Raw genomic sequence first — 16359 nt, 5'->3', positions numbered from 1 at the left:
ACTCACAGCCACACGCAGGTGGCTGGGTCTATTTTTATACTGATATTAATTTAACTGCAGCGAGTTTCAACTCACAGCCACACGCAGGTGGCTGGTTATCAATCATATTATCAATAACATCTTGTAAGTGACGTTTCAACTCACAGCCACACGCAGGTGGCTGGTGAGAAAATGCTAGATCCTGATATATTTAAAATTGTTTCAACTCACAGCCACACGCAGGTGGCTGGTCCCTATATTGTGAATACTTATCAGTAAAGGCGGAAAGAAGCTTAATTCGCTAAATATTACAATAATAGAGAGTTAAAAAAGTATAGCATATCTATTTATGCTATATAGATAAGTAAGTTATTGATTTTTAAAGAGCGATTAAAAAAACGCTAACCTCTCAGTATTTTTATGAGTATCAATGGTTAGCGCTTTTGTGAGTTTAAATAATTAACGTGTCTTTAAAGATATCTATTGCAGGTTTTGCACCATGATGTTCCACTTTGCGACGCCATTTACTACCTAAATGATAAAAACGCAGACTATCTTTTTCAGGATTATAGGTATCTAATAATTTTGCTTTGAGTTTTACCCATTGATCGGGAGCGATATCACATTCAAAGACAGAATATTGCACTCGGATGCCATAATCTAAGCAATGTTTGGCAATACGACGAAGTCTAGCTGCACCTTGTGGATCATCGAATGCAATATCATAAGTAATTAGCATTAACATATTTTTACTCCAGCGTGATTTAACGCATTAAGAAGGGTGGATATTCTTGTAAATCTCCACGTAGATGCCGAGCAAGTAATAATGCTTGGATATAAGGTAATAACCCAATTTCTACTTCTTCTTCTAAAAATGGATGAATAATCTTTTCTTGTTTTTTAGCTTGTAATGTTTGAAATAGTAGTTTTTTAGTTTCAGGTTTAATTGTTACTGCTCCGCTAGCTTCAGTGTCAAAATCTTGTGGTTTGATTTGACTACGATTGATCAAACTTAATACCATGCGATCTATCCACCAAGCACGAAATTCTTCCAAAATATCTTGTGCAAGGCTATCACGTCCAGGTCTGTCAGCATGAAGAAAACCAACTTGTGGATCTAAACCAACACTTTGTAATGCCCCGCTAATATCTCTACCAAGAACGCTATATAGAAAAGACAATAGCGCATTAATAGGATCTCGTGGTGGGCGACGATTTCTGCCATTAAATTGAAATTTATCAGTCCGTAACAATTGTTGAAATACAGAGAAATAACGAGATGCTGCATCTCCTTCTATACCACGAATTTGTTCTAATGTTTCGGCTTTTTTTAGCTGTCTTAAACTTTGATTGAGAGCAGTAATTGCAGTTTGCAATATATTATTTTCACCATAATTACGAATATGACGTTGCAATACATGTTTAGAAGCTTGAATTTTTGCAGCAATAATATTGCGCGCAATAGAGAGTGGGTTTTCTTCAGAATAACGATATTGTGCTTTACGTAATAAGACATTACCGCTTTGTGCTCCTTGTAATCTACCAAGATAACGACCATGTTCACTAAAAAATGCCAAATTAACTTTATTTTCCCCACAAAAACCCATTAAAAAAGGAGAAACTAATACATTACCAAAGCAAAAAATATGCCCAATAGAGTGAATTGGAACTTGCGCAAGTTTATTGCCTTGTTGTTCTATAACTAAGGTCTCACGTTCCTTATGTAGGTAACTACCTTGTGTCGTAATGTAGAGAGTATTTTGTAATTTACGCATAGATCTTTTGACCTTTATTATTCGTCACCATCGGAAGAGTCTTCTTCGAATAGTGCAGCAACATAATTTATTGATTTATCTTGGAGAAGTAATTTGGGTTGGCACTCATCTAATAATGAACACGCTTTGCAATGTTTGCCATAATTAGGTGGTGGGGTTTGATTGCTTTCTAGTAGTGTTCTTACGTTCTTTATTATGGTTCTTGTCTCTTGCCGTAAAGTTTCATTAAAAATGATTGGTAAACGATGATGAGTTTGTTGGTACCAAAGTGCGCCTTCAGTGATTGTTTTTTCTAACATTTCTTCTAAGCAGAGCGCTTGAGCACAAAGTTGAATTTCGTCTATTAACTGAGGTTTGGGTTTACCGCGTTTATATTCAATCGGTTTTAATGAACCAGTTTTGAGATTGTGTTCAACCATATCTAAGATACCGCTAAGACCTAGCGTTTCTGATGATACATGAACGCTGCGTTCATACCGAATGCCATTACGATTTTCAGTTACCCCAGAATCTACGCGTTCATGTAGCACAGTACCTTGTGCAGTGAGGTAATTTTCTGCCCACAACTGTTCATTATGGATTAATGCGCATTGTCGAGGGCAGAATGCGTAATGTTGGAGTGCGGAAATTTGAATTATGCGCATCTCCAGCACTCCATATTTATTATGAAATTAATCATTAGAAACCATCAATTTCTTCAGGGATTAAGCCATCAAGATGAGATAAGGTATAACTACCATCAGGATTAACACTTAGGCTTTGATGTACTTTTGCTGATGAGTATTGGCCAGACTTGCAATTATGTTCCCACCAAATGAGTTTCAAGACTCTCATACTACCTTCAGGACGCGCTGAAGAGGCATCTCCTTCGAATAGTTTAGTTAAGACATTTTTAATCTTTTCTGCATCTTCATCGCTAAATCCAGTGCGTTCTGCTAATTGCGGTGACATTGCACCATAAGCAACATACACTCCATTATCCACACGATGTTTCATCCCCATAGTATCGGAACCTTTTTTAGTTCCATCACCTTCTCCGCTGACGCTTTTGGTAATTTGTGTACTGGTAATATTAATTGGAACAACGCTAAATGCGGATTGAATAGTAACAGGACCGCGAATAGCAATAGATACTCCACTAGAGGCATCATTTCCTTTGCCAAATGCAAATACTTGACCAAAGCTACGAACATCTAACCATTTGTCACAAGCCTTTTTCGCTGTATCGTCTTTATTTGCCTTCTTAGCATTAAATGCATCTGGTCCTAAACCAACTTCTTTATCTTTAGCGCGATTGGCTAAGCTGGTCATTCCGTCAGTTTTTCTTTCATCAGATTGTACGAAGATTGCTTCACCAGTATCTTGTAAGCGATCACGAATTTTGCGTTTTAAACAAACATCAGTGATTTCACCAATACCAGAAAAGTCAGTGCGTGGTCGATTGCCATTTAATGGATCACCATTAGGATTGGCGTTTTGTACATTGATAATAAGCGCAAAATCAATTTTTTTAGTTAAACTCATAAGTATGTTCCTCCTAATCGTGGCAATGGTTATTCATCTGTTTTAGTTTCATTCTTGGATTTATCTTTATTTGCTTTGAGTTCAGCTACTTTGCGATAAATTTCCATCTTTTGGCTGTGATAACCAAGTAAGAATTCGCCACTTAATTTATCGTCACAAATAAAGTCTTCTGATTTGAATAGATCCATAATTTCATCAAGATCTTGTTTACCGTAATCTTTATTATTATTTTGCAGGCGTTCTTGATATGGGATTAGTGCTAATTCAATATTACGCCAAGTTGAGAATGGATGTTGTGCGAAACGCTGCATATAACGTTCTGCATTGGTAGTTCTCTTTTCTCCAGCTAAATAGAGTGCATAAGATTCTATATTTTCAGCGATAGCTAACAATCTTCCATATAAATAATCGCGGGAGCGATTTTCTTTTTCTAAGGCCATAGAGTAGTTTCTCCATTTTGATGAATCATGATAATAAATTCTGCGATCTTCACGTATCCGCCATCCTTTATATAAAGCGCAAGCTACACCAACATTTCGTTCCCATTCCCAGCGTTCATAGCCGTTAGGATTACAAGCAGATTCAATACTTTTTTGTACTAAATCTAGTGGGAATGGAATGTATGGTCCGCCAGCAATAACAGGTAATAGACGTGCATAAAGTTGTTTTTTCAAGGTATCACTTAATGATCTGCCATAGACAGTTTTTGCAATAGCATCTGGTGATGGCGGAATCACTGGCCAAGTGGTGCGTTTATCCTCTTTTTTGTCCTCTTTTTTATTACGTGAATAACGTTGATACCAACAAAAATCATCTAACCAAGCATCAAGATTGGCAAAATAGTCATCTGGTAAAAATTCCTGATAATATGTTAATGCCATTCGCCCAGGAGTAGCAGAATCAAGCATTAGCAAAGATATTTGTTGATGTTGAGGTAACTCTGCTTTTAAACCGAGCATTTTCTTTTTAATAATTGCAGCTGCTTGTTGGCCAAGGTTGATGGACCATTTTGGTACGTGTTCTTCTGTTGATAACTCATTTGATAACTCATTTTTTCCGTCATCGATTGAAGGAATTTCATAATCATCGTCGTCATCATCTAGGTAATCATAATTATCTTGTAATGGTGATGGTGGTATTGTTTGGGGATCAATAGCCCAAGCAACAGTCACTTGATCTCCATTACGGATACCTTGTCGTGAAATTAACCAACGTAATGCACTATGTGCTTTTGTGGAAACTTCATTAGAAATTGATGCTGCTTCATTTGCATCATCAAAACGCCCTCGGAAGGTATAACCGTCTTTATCATTAGAAGAGATTAATTTTGCTTTATCACCAGTATGGCGTAGTTTGGCTGGATGCATGTTAGAAATAACATCTTTTTGACCTTTAATAAAACAAAAGCCTCTGTTGTTATTGCTGCTAGCAATATAGTCGATCCATGATTGTTGAATGCTTCTATCAGTCCAAGTATCTGCATTGAGATCATTAGGGATTTCTACTCGCCAACAAATTAGTGCAGCACCATATTCTTGTGATTTTGGTAATGTTGCAAAAATAGCCGGGGCAGTCGAGTTATTTTCCCATTTATTTAATACATGACCATTATTATCTAAATGAAAAATACCTTGTTTAATCAAGTCAGCCATTACTGTTCCTTGACTAACATAATTTAGGATAGCTTTTACTTTTGGATGAGCAAAAGAGGAATTACACCATTTTTGTAATTGAGTAAGGTAACCATCAAAGTAAGAATTTTTCTGACCACCATAATCGAGGTAATCTTTGGCAACATATTGAATTTTATCTGCGAAAGGGTGAGGAGCTTCGCCACTGGTACGATTTTCAGAATCTTCAGTTACAGGCAACATAATTGTTGTCTTTGGTGGCATTACAGTCGCTGTTTGAAACTCACCTTTCTGATTTAAGGTAATTACAATATGCGCTGTTTGCAGTGTATGACCTACCGGAGTAAGAGGGGTTGTGGAGGTATCCAACTTATGTTGTAAAATTTGATCGTAGGTTTGATAAAGCCTTTGCATCCAACTCATAATCCTAGCTCCTCAGCTTCTTGTTCAACAGATTTGGTATTTTGATTTAAACCAAATTGTTTTTCTGGTTTCATTTTGCGGATAAAACGAGTCTTTAAACGATCTGTATCATTAATTTGAGGAAAAGTAATAATGCCTTGCTGCATATTTGCTAGCCAAAAACGGCTGATTAATTCATGATTACCCGTTTCTTCGGGGTAACCAAAACTGTGAAACATTAAACCAAAATCAAGGTTATCTACTTGATCATAAAAACCAATACCATCACCAAATTCACAGGGTTCCACATAACCTTGACAATCACGTGTACCAAGAAAAATATCTTGTCTGCCGCCACGTTGAATCATACGTTCGGCGATTGAAAGATGTTTTCCTTTAATACGATCTTGTTCTAGTGCAGGAATATGTTGATTCCATTCGAAATGAGCTTCTACTTGATATTCAACATCTTGTAGATAGGTATAAATGGCCAAAGTATTACCGCCATTCCAATCTAATGGTTTTACGGATTTACTTTGCGTGCGAATAGGTTTCATCACTCTAATACGGTCTACATGCCAAATGAGAGTAGGTTTCCAGTAGATACTTCTGATGATACCTTTAATCGCTTCGTAGGTAGGAACTTGATAACTAAATTTTTCTCCACCAATTTTGGTAATTGGATCGGTAAATAGTGCTTGTCGTCCCCATACGCGAAAACTAATTTTATTTGCCATAATGCTCCTTAACAATTAAGAGTTGCCATTACACCGGTTCCACTTAAGGAAAGTCCGAATTCGTTATCGTAATAGCGTTCGTCAAGATAGTAGATACCTGTATTGCCAATTTCGATAATGGCGTTTTCATTTTGTAATTGATGCCAAATATTAGGAAAGACATTGACGCTGAAACGTTGTGCTTGTTTTAGGCTAGTGTAAAAATTGGTATCTTTTTTATTAGCATCACATTGGCTACACAATGTAGCAATATGTTTTTTACCCGCTTCAGCATAAGGCACGATAACGGCTCGAGTTGGTGCATCAATAGCTTCAAATGCTTGTCCTGCTGATTTAAATGACTGCATCAATAAAGGATATTGTTTGTTCTGCCTACGTTTATCATTTTTAGCACTGTAAACGTTATAACAATTGTCACTTAACCAATCCAATAAGCTACCAGAAGAGCTTCCTTTTACTGAGTAACTCATTTCTTGGAAACGATTGTAGAAATAGTATTGGAAATATTGCTGCATAGCAGCAGGTTGCAAAATATCTTGATGGTTAAATTCACGAAAAATACGATCAGCTTGTTGTTGGCCTATATCAATATCAGGTAGAACTTTCGCTAGATTTGGTTCTTGTAAGTTTAATATCCAGACTTTACCTTTATCCTCATTTTCTCCATGTCGATTACAGCGACCAGCAGCTTGTGCAATGCTGTCTAGACCGGCTAATGCACGAATTACACAGGCCATAGAAATATCTACCCCAGCTTCGATTAATTGGGTACTAATACAAAGAACAGGTTGTTTATTCTTTAAGCGATCTTTGATTTGATCAAATAGTACTTTACGATGAGCTGCACATTGATTAGTGCTTAAGTGGAATAAAGCTTCTTTAGGAATATTTTGTTGTTTGCAGTATAGATAGAGATCTTGAGCCCATTTTTTCGTGTTCACAATAAATAGGCAGCTTGAAAAACTTTTGAATTGTTCCAGCAAAAAATCGCCTGCATCTGTAACAGACCATCCTCCTGCTTTTTGTTTAAATAGCATTTCAACTCGTGAGAGTGAAGTAAAGAGATTATTAATTTGCTGATGGTTGCCAATAATTTCAGCGTTATTTGCTAATTTTAGTAAACCTTGGGATTGAATATGTTCTCGCTCTGTAAGAGGAAAATTGGTTAATCCATCTTCGCCTAATAAAGGTTGAGTAGCAGTACATAAAATAGCGCTACTTTTACCAAAAGAAGTTAGCCAATTTAGGGTATTACAAAAGAGATGAACACACTTGATTGGTAAGGTTTGAATTTCATCAAAAATTAAGATACTGCGAGTCATAGGGTGGATATGACGAGCGCCACGAGTACCACTACCAAACCAAGCATCGAGAAATTGTACCATAGTGGTGAATACGATCGGTTTATCCCAGTTTTCCGCTAATAATTTGTTCTCCCAAGTTTGTTTTTCTGGATCAAGATTCGAATGATGTTCGAGAATCCACTCATCACCAAGAATTTTACGAACTTCATCAGCATTTTGATCGATAATAGAGGTATAAGGAATAATATAAATAATTCGATCTAAATTATGTATTTTGGCATGATGCAAAGCATAACGAAGACTGGATAATGTTTTACCACCACCTGTTGGTACAGTTAATGTATAAATACCTTGTGGATCATTTGCACGCTGAAGACAAGTATTAGAAATTTGTTGGCGGATACGATCAATCGGATATTTTAATTCAAACTGAGCTAATTTCTCTTCCAGTTTATCAATAGCTTCTTGCCAGTTAGGACGTTGTTGTAAGCGGCGCATAGTAGCTTGTTCATTGCGATCAAAATCAGCACTACTAATACGATCTGCATCAATTAAACAGCTAAACAAAAAACGTGTAAAGCAGCCTAAATAGAACTCTTTAATTTTGTGACTAAGTGGCAATTTTAAAACGGCTTTAATTGCGGTAAGCATTTGCGCTAATAATTCTTTACTCGCTAATGACTCAGCTTTTTGTATGATCATGGTATCTGCATTGTCTTTACATTCACTAAGATGAGTAAGTTCATCTGTTTTTGATAACCGTTCTTCCCACTTAGCATTACCATTACTGTCTAGACAATCAATTAAGCCGGCACCGTGGTGAGATGCGATGCATAAAGCAAGAATTTGTCCACATAGTTGTCCGCTATTGTGTTTACCGGCGAGGGAGAGTCTTTGATAAATCCATTGTGCTCCGGCAGTAGAATGATCAATTTTTTGTCCATTAGGTAATGGTTGATATTCGTCTATATCAGGATTAAGAATACCATTCTCTCCACAAATATATTTAAGAAAATCTAGAGAATATTTAGCAAAGTCATGCATTAAGCCAATTAATTCACCAGCAAGTTCTAAGCCTAGTTTTGATGCAAAAAATGCTGATAAGGCAGCGGTTTCACAAAGATGGGCAGCAACAGATTGTTGTGCTTTATCTGATTTGCGAATATGCGCAATAAATTCCTTGTCCACACTTTAACTCCTTTTGGTAAAACAATGACAATGGTCATCTTAATACTTGAGTAGATGTAAGTCATTATTAATAAATAATTTTTTTCAAGAATTGTGACAAAGGTATTATTTTTTAAGTGATAGTATCTGTTGCTATTGATGTATTTGTTCTTAAACTTTTAAGAGTTGGATAATGCTGTTTTAATAAATAAATTACAATCAGAACAACTTCCTAACTGCGTTGATCTTGGCAAAATCAGTGACTAATATTTGAGTATCTTCATTCGCGTTTTGTCCCATTGCAGCTTGTGAATTTTGATATTGCATTTTGCTTGGACGATAGCTTTTTCCTGATAAATGTAGCTCGGTGATGCCTGTTTGTTGGGCGATAGTGAGGGCGTTATCTGCGTTAATACCAGCGCCAGCCATAATCGAAATTTTATGTTGTGCCTGTTGTACTAACTGCGTTAATAGAGTTTGTCCTTGAGCAGCGGTTGCTGCCTGTCCTGAAGTTAAAATACGAGAACAACCGAGCTCGATTAGCTGTTGTAAAGCGTGTAGAGGATCTTGGCATAAATCAAAAGCGCGATGGAAGGTAACGTCTAAGCCGCGCGCAGATTGCATCAGCATTTTGGTGAGAGCAATATCAATTTCAGCATTAACGGTTAAAGCACCAATCACTACTCCAGCGGCACCGAGTTGTTTAGCCATCTCAATATCATCTATCATCATTTGCTGTTCATCAGCATTAAACAGAAAATCGCCGGCTCGTGGACGAATCATGACATAAACCGGGATAGATAGTTTTTGCGTTGCTACCTTGATAAGAGAATAGTGCGGTGTAAGACCGCCTAAAGGTAATGCAGTACAGAGTTCTATACGATCGGCACCAGCCTGCTCAGCAATGATAGCGGACTCAATATTATCAACACAAACTTCGATTTTCATAATATGGCAATATACAAAAGGGCAGTACAATTTATCATTCGCGATCATCTACTCCGATAAGTAGGTAATGGCCGTTGATATCACTAAGACTACGGAAACCAATATTAAAAATCTGGTAAGGGCGTACACGACCTTTAAGTTGGCTATAGTCGAAATTATCATGGTGATGTCCATGAAAAATTTTTTTAACACCCATACTTTCTGCTAGTTGATTTATTACCGCAAAACCTGAAGGGTGTGGCTTAGGTGCTTCATGACTGATAAGAATATCCGCTTGTTGTGTAGCAAGCGTATCAATATCAGACGGAAAGATAGAAGTCCGATGACGCAAAGGTAATCCACCTTTCCAAATTTTGTCTTGAGTACAATATTGACAATAATGAATTGGATCGAGAAATAATGGTTTATTAGGCGGCATCCAAATTTGTCCACGAAATACACCGCCTAAACCGGCAATTTTTACCCCTTCGATTTCAGCTACTTTGCCATGCAGATTACGTTGTTTCCATTCGCTGCCCCAAATTGCTTCAAATGCAGCAACGGTTTTGCTGTCGTGGTTACCATGAATAAACCAAAGATCACAATATTGAGCAAGTTTATCGAGTTCTTTACAATCAGTCAGTTGCAAATCTCCTAGAATAATCAATGAGATAGATTGATTATTCTGGATAAATGGATAAAGGTGTTCAAAATATCCATGAGGATCGCCAGCAAAAAGAAGCATGAATTATCTATTTCTCCTTATTCTCAATAGCTTCATGAACGGATTCATCATTTAGTACACGTTCCACAATCTTTTTCACTTGGGCATAACGTTCTAAATAGCTTGGTGATTCAATTTCAATATAAGGAATATTGTATTTCTCTAATAATTTTTTCAGTAATTGTTGGAAACGTTGGCGTTGTTGTTGCGACCCTAAACTGCGCAAGCCATCGTCCACCCAAGCCGTATTATTTTTCAAAAGAATGGTGACATCAAAAGGATACTCTTTAATCATTGAATCCAAGAATGGATGAGCTTTTCCTTCATATTGAATACAAAATGCTTGGGTGGTAATAAAGTCGGTATCAATAAATGCTACTTTATGCGCATGACGTAATGCGTAATCAACGTAGCGTTGATGCCCCAAAGCCATCAAAGGGTAATCGGAATATTGCATTGCTTGTTCATTACCACCAAGTTTTTCAAATACAAATTCACGACCATATTCCCACGCTGAAGTAGTATTAAATACCGCGGCGAGTTTATTGACTAGCATTGTTTTACCACTACTTTCTCCACCGAGAATAGCAATAGTTTTAGCAAAAAATGGGCGAACTTCTTTTGGAATAAATTTCCAATATTGGAACGGATGATTACGAATTTTTGTAGCAGATACATTAAAGAAAGCACGTTCAGGATCGACTAATACCACTTCTAAATGTAGATATTTTTCATAAGGCTCTTTATCTTGAGGTTCGCTACTAAAAACAACACTCGGTGTAAAATGTTTTTCTTTAAATAGTGCTTTAACACGAGAAGACCAATCTACCCAACCGTTTGGATAAGCAGCAATGCCATCTTCGATAAGGTGGTGGATAAAAATTTGTTTTTGTTGATATTTGAAGATTTGTTGCATCCAACGTAAGCGATCTTGCACTGTTGGCATTTTCTTCATTTTACTATCATAGAACAGTTTTAAATCGCGCTCAGTGTCGGTACAAACGATAACATGCAATTCATCCACTTTACTAAAGGCTTCATAAATCATATTAATGTGCCCTGTATGCACCGGATAAAATTTACCAAAAATCACACCAACTTGTTTATTTGGTGTATTGGAAATTTGTAGCGCGTGATGAATTGCGTTTAATTTTTTGGCACTTGGATTTTGGATTTTACCGCCAACAAGTTGATTATAGTAAGCTCGTGTAATTTGTGCTTTTTCGCAAACTTCGGCAACTTTTAGCCCTAATTGTTTACGCTTTTGTTGTAAATAAAGAAAATCAGTCATATTTTGCTCCTTTGAGAGGAAGCATAATACGCAACAAACGACTTATTGTCATTATTCTTATGTTGCTTATATTAGCCGTTTTAATCGTTTTTATGAGAAAAATGTCTTTTATATGCTACGTATTTGGTGTTTGCTGTTGTAATAACGTATCTACTTTTGCTTCTAACGCAGTTAATTTCTCACGAGTACGCAATAAAACTTGTGTTTGTACATCAAATTCTTCACGTGTAACTACATCTAATTTAGATAATTGCGCCTGTAAAACTTGTTTTAATTTTGCTTCAACGTCATTACCAATCTCTTTGATACCTTGAGGTAAATTGTTTTGTACTTGTTGGATAATTTCTTCGATTTTTTTGGGATTTAACATAAAGACCTCGCATAATTTAACGGGCTAAATTGTATGAAAAAAACGGGAAATTTACTAGGCAAATCAAAGGTTTTATTTTATACTTTTTCCCGCATTCTCAGGGCGGGGCGAAATTCCCCACCGGTGGTAAGCGTAAGTAAGCCCACGAGCGTTCATACCCTGTATGAAGTCAGCAGATTTGGTGAAAATCCAAAGCCGACAGTGATAGTCTGGATGGTAGAGAATAGCGGTATCTATAAGAATTTTGAATGGCACTATTTGTTTTGCAAATAGTGTTGTTTTCTTTTCTGCCGTACTTCCCTCATTCGCCCTGATTCTGGTATCAATATTTTACTAACAAAGGAAATTACCATGAGTCAGTCAATTCTTTCTCAATTCGGCAACGCGGAGCAACGTGTATTAAATGCGATTGCAGCATTGCAACAAGGCAAAGGCGTTTTAGTGCTAGATGATGAAGATCGCGAAAATGAAGGCGATCTGATTTATCCTGCGGAAACTATTACCAAAGAACAAATGGCAAAATTAATTCGTTATGGTAGCGGTATTGTTTGCCTTTGTATTACGGATGAACTTTGCCAAAAGCTCGAGTTACCACCAATGGTGGAACACAATACCAGCGTTAACCGTACTGCATTCACTGTTACAATTGAAGCCGCAGAAGGTGTTTCTACTGGTGTTTCTGCACAAGATCGTGTGACGACTGTTAGAACAGCGGTTGCTGATGGTGCAAAACCAAGTGATTTACATCGTCCAGGACATATCTTCCCATTACGTGCTAATGATAAAGGGGTATTAGGTCGCCGCGGTCATACTGAAGCTTCCGTTGATTTAGTGGAATTAGCTGGTTTTAAACGTGCAGGAGTGATTTGTGAAATTACTAATGATGATGGTTCGATGGCACGCACTCCAGAAATTGTAAAATTCGCTTTGGCACAAGGCTATCCAGTAGTAACAATTGAGGATTTAGTGGCGTATAAGTTAAGTCATTAACCATAAAATAGCGCTACTCTTGTAAGAATAGCGCTATTTTCTAAGTTAATATTGGGTTTCTATTGACTTAAAACTTGATAGTTATGGCAGCCATTCTGAACGCCATTATCACAAGCTTGCTTAAAATATTCTTTAGCTTTGGATAAGCTCTTACTAACACCTTTTCCTTCATAATACAGCATACCAAGACTAAATTGTGCTTTTTCATCCCCTTGTACAGCTGCTTTTTGGAGCCAATATATTGCTTGCTGATAATCCTGTTTAACACCTTGTCCGATGCTGTACATTGCTCCAAGATTATTTTGCGCTTCTATATATCCTTGTTTAGCAGCTTTTGTATACCAATATATCGCTTGTTGATAATCTTGCTTAACACCTTTCCCAGTGTCATACATCACACCGAGATTATATTGCGCTAAAGCAACTCCTTGTTCAGCTGCTTTTTGGAACCAGAATTTGGCTTGTGGATAATCTTGTTTTACTCCATGTCCTCTGTCATACATGAAGCCAAGATTAAATTGCGCTAAAGCATATCCTTGTTTAGCCGCTTTTTGGAACCAGAATTTGGCCTGTTGATAATCTTGTTTTATCCCATCTCCATCATAATACATCATGCCAAGATTATATTGTGCTATGGCATTTCCTTGTTCAGCCGCTTTTTGGAACCAGAGTTTGGCTTGTTGGTAATCTTGTTTCACACCCTTTCCGTTAACATACATTACGCCAAGATTAGTTTGAGCTATTACATTACCTTGTTTAGCTAACTGTAGGGTTTGTTGAAAATCAGAAGCTTGATTTTTATCTGCGATTACGGGCGAAGATAAAGAGAAGGTTAATGCTAAAGTGATAAAGATCGCGGTTAAGTATTTCATCTGTGAGTACTCCACATTATTTATTGCCAAAGATTATTGTACGTTTTTTCTATAGCCAACTAATATTGATGAGAGTGTTTTAAATTGAGATTTCATAAATTTGTAAGAATTTAAGTCGTTGCTGATAGCAATCTACGATTTTCTTTAAATGTTCTGCTGGGATAAATGAACGGGCATAGGTTTCAATTACGATAGTTTGTTCTTTGATGATTTCTGGGGTTTGCCATTGTTGTTAATGGTACGAGTAAGATATGACAATAGTTCATTGTTTCTCCCGTAAAATTTGGATTGCACCTAGCATATTTTCACCATTATTAAGCAGTAATCCTAATAAATCATCTTCATCAGTTTTCTGTAATTCGGCATAAGTTTTTCTTAACCAACCTTCTGGGACGAGGGAAGCAAAATAAGGAAATAAGGTTTTAGAATGAAATGCTTTTTGCTCAACCGGTAAACTTAAAGATAGTGGGATTCCTGCATAGTCGGGATAGTAATAAAAATGGAAACCGTCAGTATCTTGTGACAAGATACCAATTGGTTCACCATATAAAAAGACTTTCCCCGTACGTATTAAAGAGTGCATAACGCTACTCCTAATGCCTCAGCGACGAGTAATACACTTGAAAACTTAACTTGTGCTGGATTTTTAAAAATACGCTTTAATGTTGAAACCGATAATTCGGTTTGTAGTGATAAGGTTTCTAAATCAATTCCTAAAGATTTACGTTTTTGATTAAGGCGTTGCCCAAACTCAGCTGAATCAGTAATTTTGTTTTGTGCCAGTAATGATTTTTGGCTAAGTTGTTCGTTTAATAGCTGTTGTTGAATTTTCTTTAATTGGTTGATTTGTGTTTCAAGTGTGAGATGCAATGCTTCCATAGTTCATATATAACCTTATTTTTAATTAAAATTTCATCATAAGTATCATATATGATTCTTTATTGGAGGAATAGCTTTTTATTGGTCTTTTTATGTTTTTTTAATCAAAAAAAGCTCATTTAAGAGCTTTTTAGTGTAGTAGGAATACTATTTCCCTTTCCTAATCCAATACTGATAAGGTGCTTTATCAGTGGTACTTTGCAACAGTGTATGTTCCATAAATTGACAAAAGCCAGGAATATCACGAGTGGTGGCAGGATCATCAGCAATAATTAATAAAATCTCACCTTCTTGCATTTCGCGGATTTTTTTACGTACTAACATTACAGGTTCAGGACAGCGTAATCCTTGCGTATCAAGTGTTTGATTAATTTTCCATTCGGTCATATGATTGCTACTTATTATTAATAAAGCAGTAATGATACTGCATTTTACGCCAAGATGGGATAGTGGAGGAAAGGATGAAGACGTTATTCAACGCACATTTAGCACATATACAAGAAATAGTAAAAGAGGCGTTATCTTGCTGTCGTTTAGATGGAATTTGGATCTATGCAGGTAAAGCAGATAATTATTTTTTAGATGATCAAAGCAAACCTTTCCATATCAATCCTTTTTTTAATTATGTTGTACCAATGCCACAAGCGGAAGGCAGCTGGGTATTTTTAGATGGTTACAGCAAACCAAAACTCTATTTCTATCAGCCAAAAGATTATTGGTATTTCGTTGAATCATTACCAAATGATTTTTGGTGTAATCAATTTGAGTGGGAAATTTTTACTCAGCCGGAACAAGTACAACAATTGGTCAATAGTCGTACTAATTGTGGCTTTATTGGTGAAGATGAAGCGTTAGCCAAATCATTAGGCTTTTTCTCCATTAATGATCGTAAGTTATTGAATATCTTGAGTTACTACCGCGCTTATAAAACGGAATATGAAGTGGAGTGTATTTTCCAAGCGCAAAAGCCTGCTTTATTAGGGCATCACGCAGCGAAACAAGCATTTTTAGCTGGGAAAAGCGAATTTGAGATTAATTTAGCTTATCTACAAGCAAGTGAACAATCTGATTTAAATGTACCTTACGGCAATATTGTGGCGTTAAATGAGCATAGTGCGGTATTGCATTACAATCGCTTAGCAAATAAAACACCAAATCAAGTGCGTAGTTTTCTCATTGATGCAGGGGCGACCTATTTAGGTTATGCCTCTGATATTACTCGTACTTATCAACAAGAAAGCAATGATCTGTTTGTTTATTTGCTGCAGGGAATGGAACAAATTAAGCAAGATATTATTGCTGAATTGCAGGTGGGCTATAACTATCTGACTTATCATACTCAAGTACAACAACGTGTTGCTGAGTTACTTCATCATAGCGGTTTAGTGAAATTGCCAGCGACACAAATTTTTGAGGAAGGCATTAATCGTGCCTTTTTGCCGCATGGTTTAGGGCATTTTCTTGGCTTACAAGTGCACGATATTGGCGGTTGGCAGCAAAATAAACGTGGCGCTATTAAGCGTCCACCGGAAGTGTATCCTAGCTTACGTTGTACACGCGAATTAGCAGAAGGAATGGTATTAACGATTGAGCCAGGATTGTATTTTATTGATTTATTATTACAACCTTGGCGAACACATCCGTTGGCAGATAAATTTGATTGGCAAGCAATCGAAATCCTAAAAGGTTTTGGCGGTATTCGGACGGAAGATAACATTGTCATGCGGACGAATGGTGCAGAGAATTTAACTGTGAAAATGCAGCAACAACTTAACTTAAGTTAAGAG

At 36.8% G+C, this 16359-nt stretch carries 17 protein-coding genes and 1 riboswitch; of the genes, 2 read left to right on the top strand and 15 right to left on the bottom strand.

From position 1 onward, the window contains the following. Nucleotides 1-430 precede the first annotated feature (430 nt). The 11 genes from cas2 to ubiK all read right to left on the bottom strand — a co-directional run bounded on the left by cas2 (nt 431) and on the right by ubiK (nt 11831). Nucleotides 431-724: a CRISPR-associated endonuclease Cas2 gene (cas2, locus tag QS62_RS07005; protein ID WP_066107971.1), complete on the bottom strand. Its 294-nt coding sequence runs from the start codon at nt 722-724 to the stop codon at nt 431-433. A gap of 19 nt (nt 725-743) precedes the next feature. Continuing rightward, nucleotides 744-1754 (bottom strand): type I-C CRISPR-associated endonuclease Cas1c, encoded by a 1011-nt coding sequence (cas1c, locus tag QS62_RS07000; protein ID WP_066107969.1) that lies wholly within the window; start codon nt 1752-1754, stop codon nt 744-746. Between the two features lie 17 nt (nt 1755-1771). Then, a complete protein-coding gene (gene cas4 / locus QS62_RS06995) occupies nt 1772-2398 on the bottom strand; it encodes a CRISPR-associated protein Cas4 (protein ID WP_082966152.1) in 627 nt (208 codons plus the stop codon). 34 nt (nt 2399-2432) lie between these two features. Then, nucleotides 2433-3278 carry a type I-C CRISPR-associated protein Cas7/Csd2 gene (gene cas7c, locus QS62_RS06990; protein ID WP_066107963.1) on the bottom strand — a complete coding sequence of 282 codons (846 nt, stop codon included), beginning with the start codon at nt 3276-3278 and terminating at the stop codon, nt 2433-2435. A gap of 29 nt (nt 3279-3307) precedes the next feature. Next, nucleotides 3308-5332: a type I-C CRISPR-associated protein Cas8c/Csd1 gene (gene cas8c / locus QS62_RS06985; protein ID WP_066107960.1), complete on the bottom strand. Its 2025-nt coding sequence runs from the start codon at nt 5330-5332 to the stop codon at nt 3308-3310. After that, nucleotides 5329-6048, bottom strand: coding sequence for a type I-C CRISPR-associated protein Cas5c (gene cas5c, locus QS62_RS06980; protein WP_066107957.1), 720 nt, complete (start codon nt 6046-6048; stop codon nt 5329-5331). Before cas5c ends, cas8c begins: the two co-directional genes overlap by 4 nt. 8 nt (nt 6049-6056) lie before the next feature. Next, a complete protein-coding gene (locus QS62_RS06975) occupies nt 6057-8540 on the bottom strand; it encodes a CRISPR-associated helicase/endonuclease Cas3 (RefSeq protein ID WP_066107954.1) in 2484 nt (827 codons plus the stop codon). A gap of 198 nt (nt 8541-8738) precedes the next feature. Then, entirely contained in the window at nt 8739-9467 is a 729-nt protein-coding gene (locus QS62_RS06970; RefSeq protein WP_066107990.1) for a copper homeostasis protein CutC, read from the bottom strand. A gap of 34 nt (nt 9468-9501) precedes the next feature. Continuing rightward, nucleotides 9502-10191 (bottom strand): metallophosphoesterase family protein, encoded by a 690-nt coding sequence (locus QS62_RS06965; protein ID WP_066107951.1) that lies wholly within the window; start codon nt 10189-10191, stop codon nt 9502-9504. A gap of 7 nt (nt 10192-10198) precedes the next feature. Next, on the bottom strand, nt 10199-11461 hold the full coding sequence (gene nadR / locus QS62_RS06960; protein WP_066107948.1) for a multifunctional transcriptional regulator/nicotinamide-nucleotide adenylyltransferase/ribosylnicotinamide kinase NadR: 1263 nt from the start codon (nt 11459-11461) through the stop codon (nt 10199-10201). Between the two features lie 115 nt (nt 11462-11576). Further along, the gene (gene ubiK, locus QS62_RS06955; protein ID WP_066107942.1) at nt 11577-11831 is read right to left on the bottom strand and encodes a ubiquinone biosynthesis accessory factor UbiK; all 255 of its coding nucleotides are present in this window, start codon (nt 11829-11831) and stop codon (nt 11577-11579) included. 89 nt (nt 11832-11920) lie between these two features. Further along, nucleotides 11921-12060, top strand: a riboswitch (FMN riboswitch). 122 nt (nt 12061-12182) lie between these two features. Here ubiK and ribB point away from each other — a divergent pair. Next, a complete protein-coding gene (ribB, locus tag QS62_RS06950) occupies nt 12183-12821 on the top strand; it encodes a 3,4-dihydroxy-2-butanone-4-phosphate synthase (RefSeq protein WP_066107939.1) in 639 nt (212 codons plus the stop codon). A gap of 59 nt (nt 12822-12880) precedes the next feature. On the opposite strand, the gene QS62_RS06945 is transcribed toward ribB, so the two are convergent. The 4 genes from QS62_RS06945 to tusA form a co-directional block, all read right to left on the bottom strand. Then, on the bottom strand, nt 12881-13693 hold the full coding sequence (locus QS62_RS06945) for an SEL1-like repeat protein (protein WP_066107936.1): 813 nt from the start codon (nt 13691-13693) through the stop codon (nt 12881-12883). Between the two features lie 262 nt (nt 13694-13955). Next, nucleotides 13956-14276 (bottom strand): HipA N-terminal domain-containing protein, encoded by a 321-nt coding sequence (locus tag QS62_RS06940; protein ID WP_066107933.1) that lies wholly within the window; start codon nt 14274-14276, stop codon nt 13956-13958. Further along, nucleotides 14264-14572: a helix-turn-helix domain-containing protein gene (locus tag QS62_RS06935; RefSeq protein WP_066107930.1), complete on the bottom strand. Its 309-nt coding sequence runs from the start codon at nt 14570-14572 to the stop codon at nt 14264-14266. Before QS62_RS06935 ends, QS62_RS06940 begins: the two co-directional genes overlap by 13 nt. Nucleotides 14573-14719: 147 nt before the next feature. Then, nucleotides 14720-14959 (bottom strand): sulfurtransferase TusA, encoded by a 240-nt coding sequence (gene tusA, locus QS62_RS06930; protein WP_066107928.1) that lies wholly within the window; start codon nt 14957-14959, stop codon nt 14720-14722. A gap of 74 nt (nt 14960-15033) precedes the next feature. On the opposite strand from tusA, the gene pepQ reads away from it, so the two are divergent. Then, the gene (gene pepQ / locus QS62_RS06925) at nt 15034-16356 is read left to right on the top strand and encodes a Xaa-Pro dipeptidase (RefSeq protein ID WP_066107925.1); all 1323 of its coding nucleotides are present in this window, start codon (nt 15034-15036) and stop codon (nt 16354-16356) included. The last annotated feature ends 3 nt before the right edge of the window (nt 16357-16359 follow it).

Source organism: Gallibacterium salpingitidis, assembly GCF_001678495.1.
In the GTDB taxonomy this organism is placed as follows: domain Bacteria; phylum Pseudomonadota; class Gammaproteobacteria; order Enterobacterales; family Pasteurellaceae; genus Gallibacterium; species Gallibacterium salpingitidis.
This window is presented reverse-complemented; position numbering and strand designations above follow the sequence as displayed.

Bases quoted from the DNA above. Each gene is read 5' to 3' on its own strand.
- cas2 (WP_066107971.1), bottom strand. From the start codon at position 724: ATGTTAATGCTAATTACTTATGATATTGCATTCGATGATCCACAAGGT.
- cas1c (WP_066107969.1), bottom strand. From the start codon at position 1,754: ATGCGTAAATTACAAAATACTCTCTACATTACGACACAAGGTAGTTAC.
- cas4 (WP_082966152.1), bottom strand. From the start codon at position 2,398: ATGCGCATAATTCAAATTTCCGCACTCCAACATTACGCATTCTGCCCT.
- cas7c (WP_066107963.1), bottom strand. From the start codon at position 3,278: ATGAGTTTAACTAAAAAAATTGATTTTGCGCTTATTATCAATGTACAA.
- cas8c (WP_066107960.1), bottom strand. From the start codon at position 5,332: ATGAGTTGGATGCAAAGGCTTTATCAAACCTACGATCAAATTTTACAA.
- cas5c (WP_066107957.1), bottom strand. From the start codon at position 6,048: ATGGCAAATAAAATTAGTTTTCGCGTATGGGGACGACAAGCACTATTT.
- QS62_RS06970 (WP_066107990.1), bottom strand. From the start codon at position 9,467: ATGAAAATCGAAGTTTGTGTTGATAATATTGAGTCCGCTATCATTGCT.
- QS62_RS06965 (WP_066107951.1), bottom strand. From the start codon at position 10,191: ATGCTTCTTTTTGCTGGCGATCCTCATGGATATTTTGAACACCTTTAT.
- nadR (WP_066107948.1), bottom strand. From the start codon at position 11,461: ATGACTGATTTTCTTTATTTACAACAAAAGCGTAAACAATTAGGGCTA.
- ubiK (WP_066107942.1), bottom strand. From the start codon at position 11,831: ATGTTAAATCCCAAAAAAATCGAAGAAATTATCCAACAAGTACAAAAC.
- ribB (WP_066107939.1), top strand. From the start codon at position 12,183: ATGAGTCAGTCAATTCTTTCTCAATTCGGCAACGCGGAGCAACGTGTA.
- QS62_RS06945 (WP_066107936.1), bottom strand. From the start codon at position 13,693: ATGAAATACTTAACCGCGATCTTTATCACTTTAGCATTAACCTTCTCT.
- QS62_RS06940 (WP_066107933.1), bottom strand. From the start codon at position 14,276: ATGCACTCTTTAATACGTACGGGGAAAGTCTTTTTATATGGTGAACCA.
- QS62_RS06935 (WP_066107930.1), bottom strand. From the start codon at position 14,572: ATGGAAGCATTGCATCTCACACTTGAAACACAAATCAACCAATTAAAG.
- tusA (WP_066107928.1), bottom strand. From the start codon at position 14,959: ATGACCGAATGGAAAATTAATCAAACACTTGATACGCAAGGATTACGC.
- pepQ (WP_066107925.1), top strand. From the start codon at position 15,034: ATGAAGACGTTATTCAACGCACATTTAGCACATATACAAGAAATAGTA.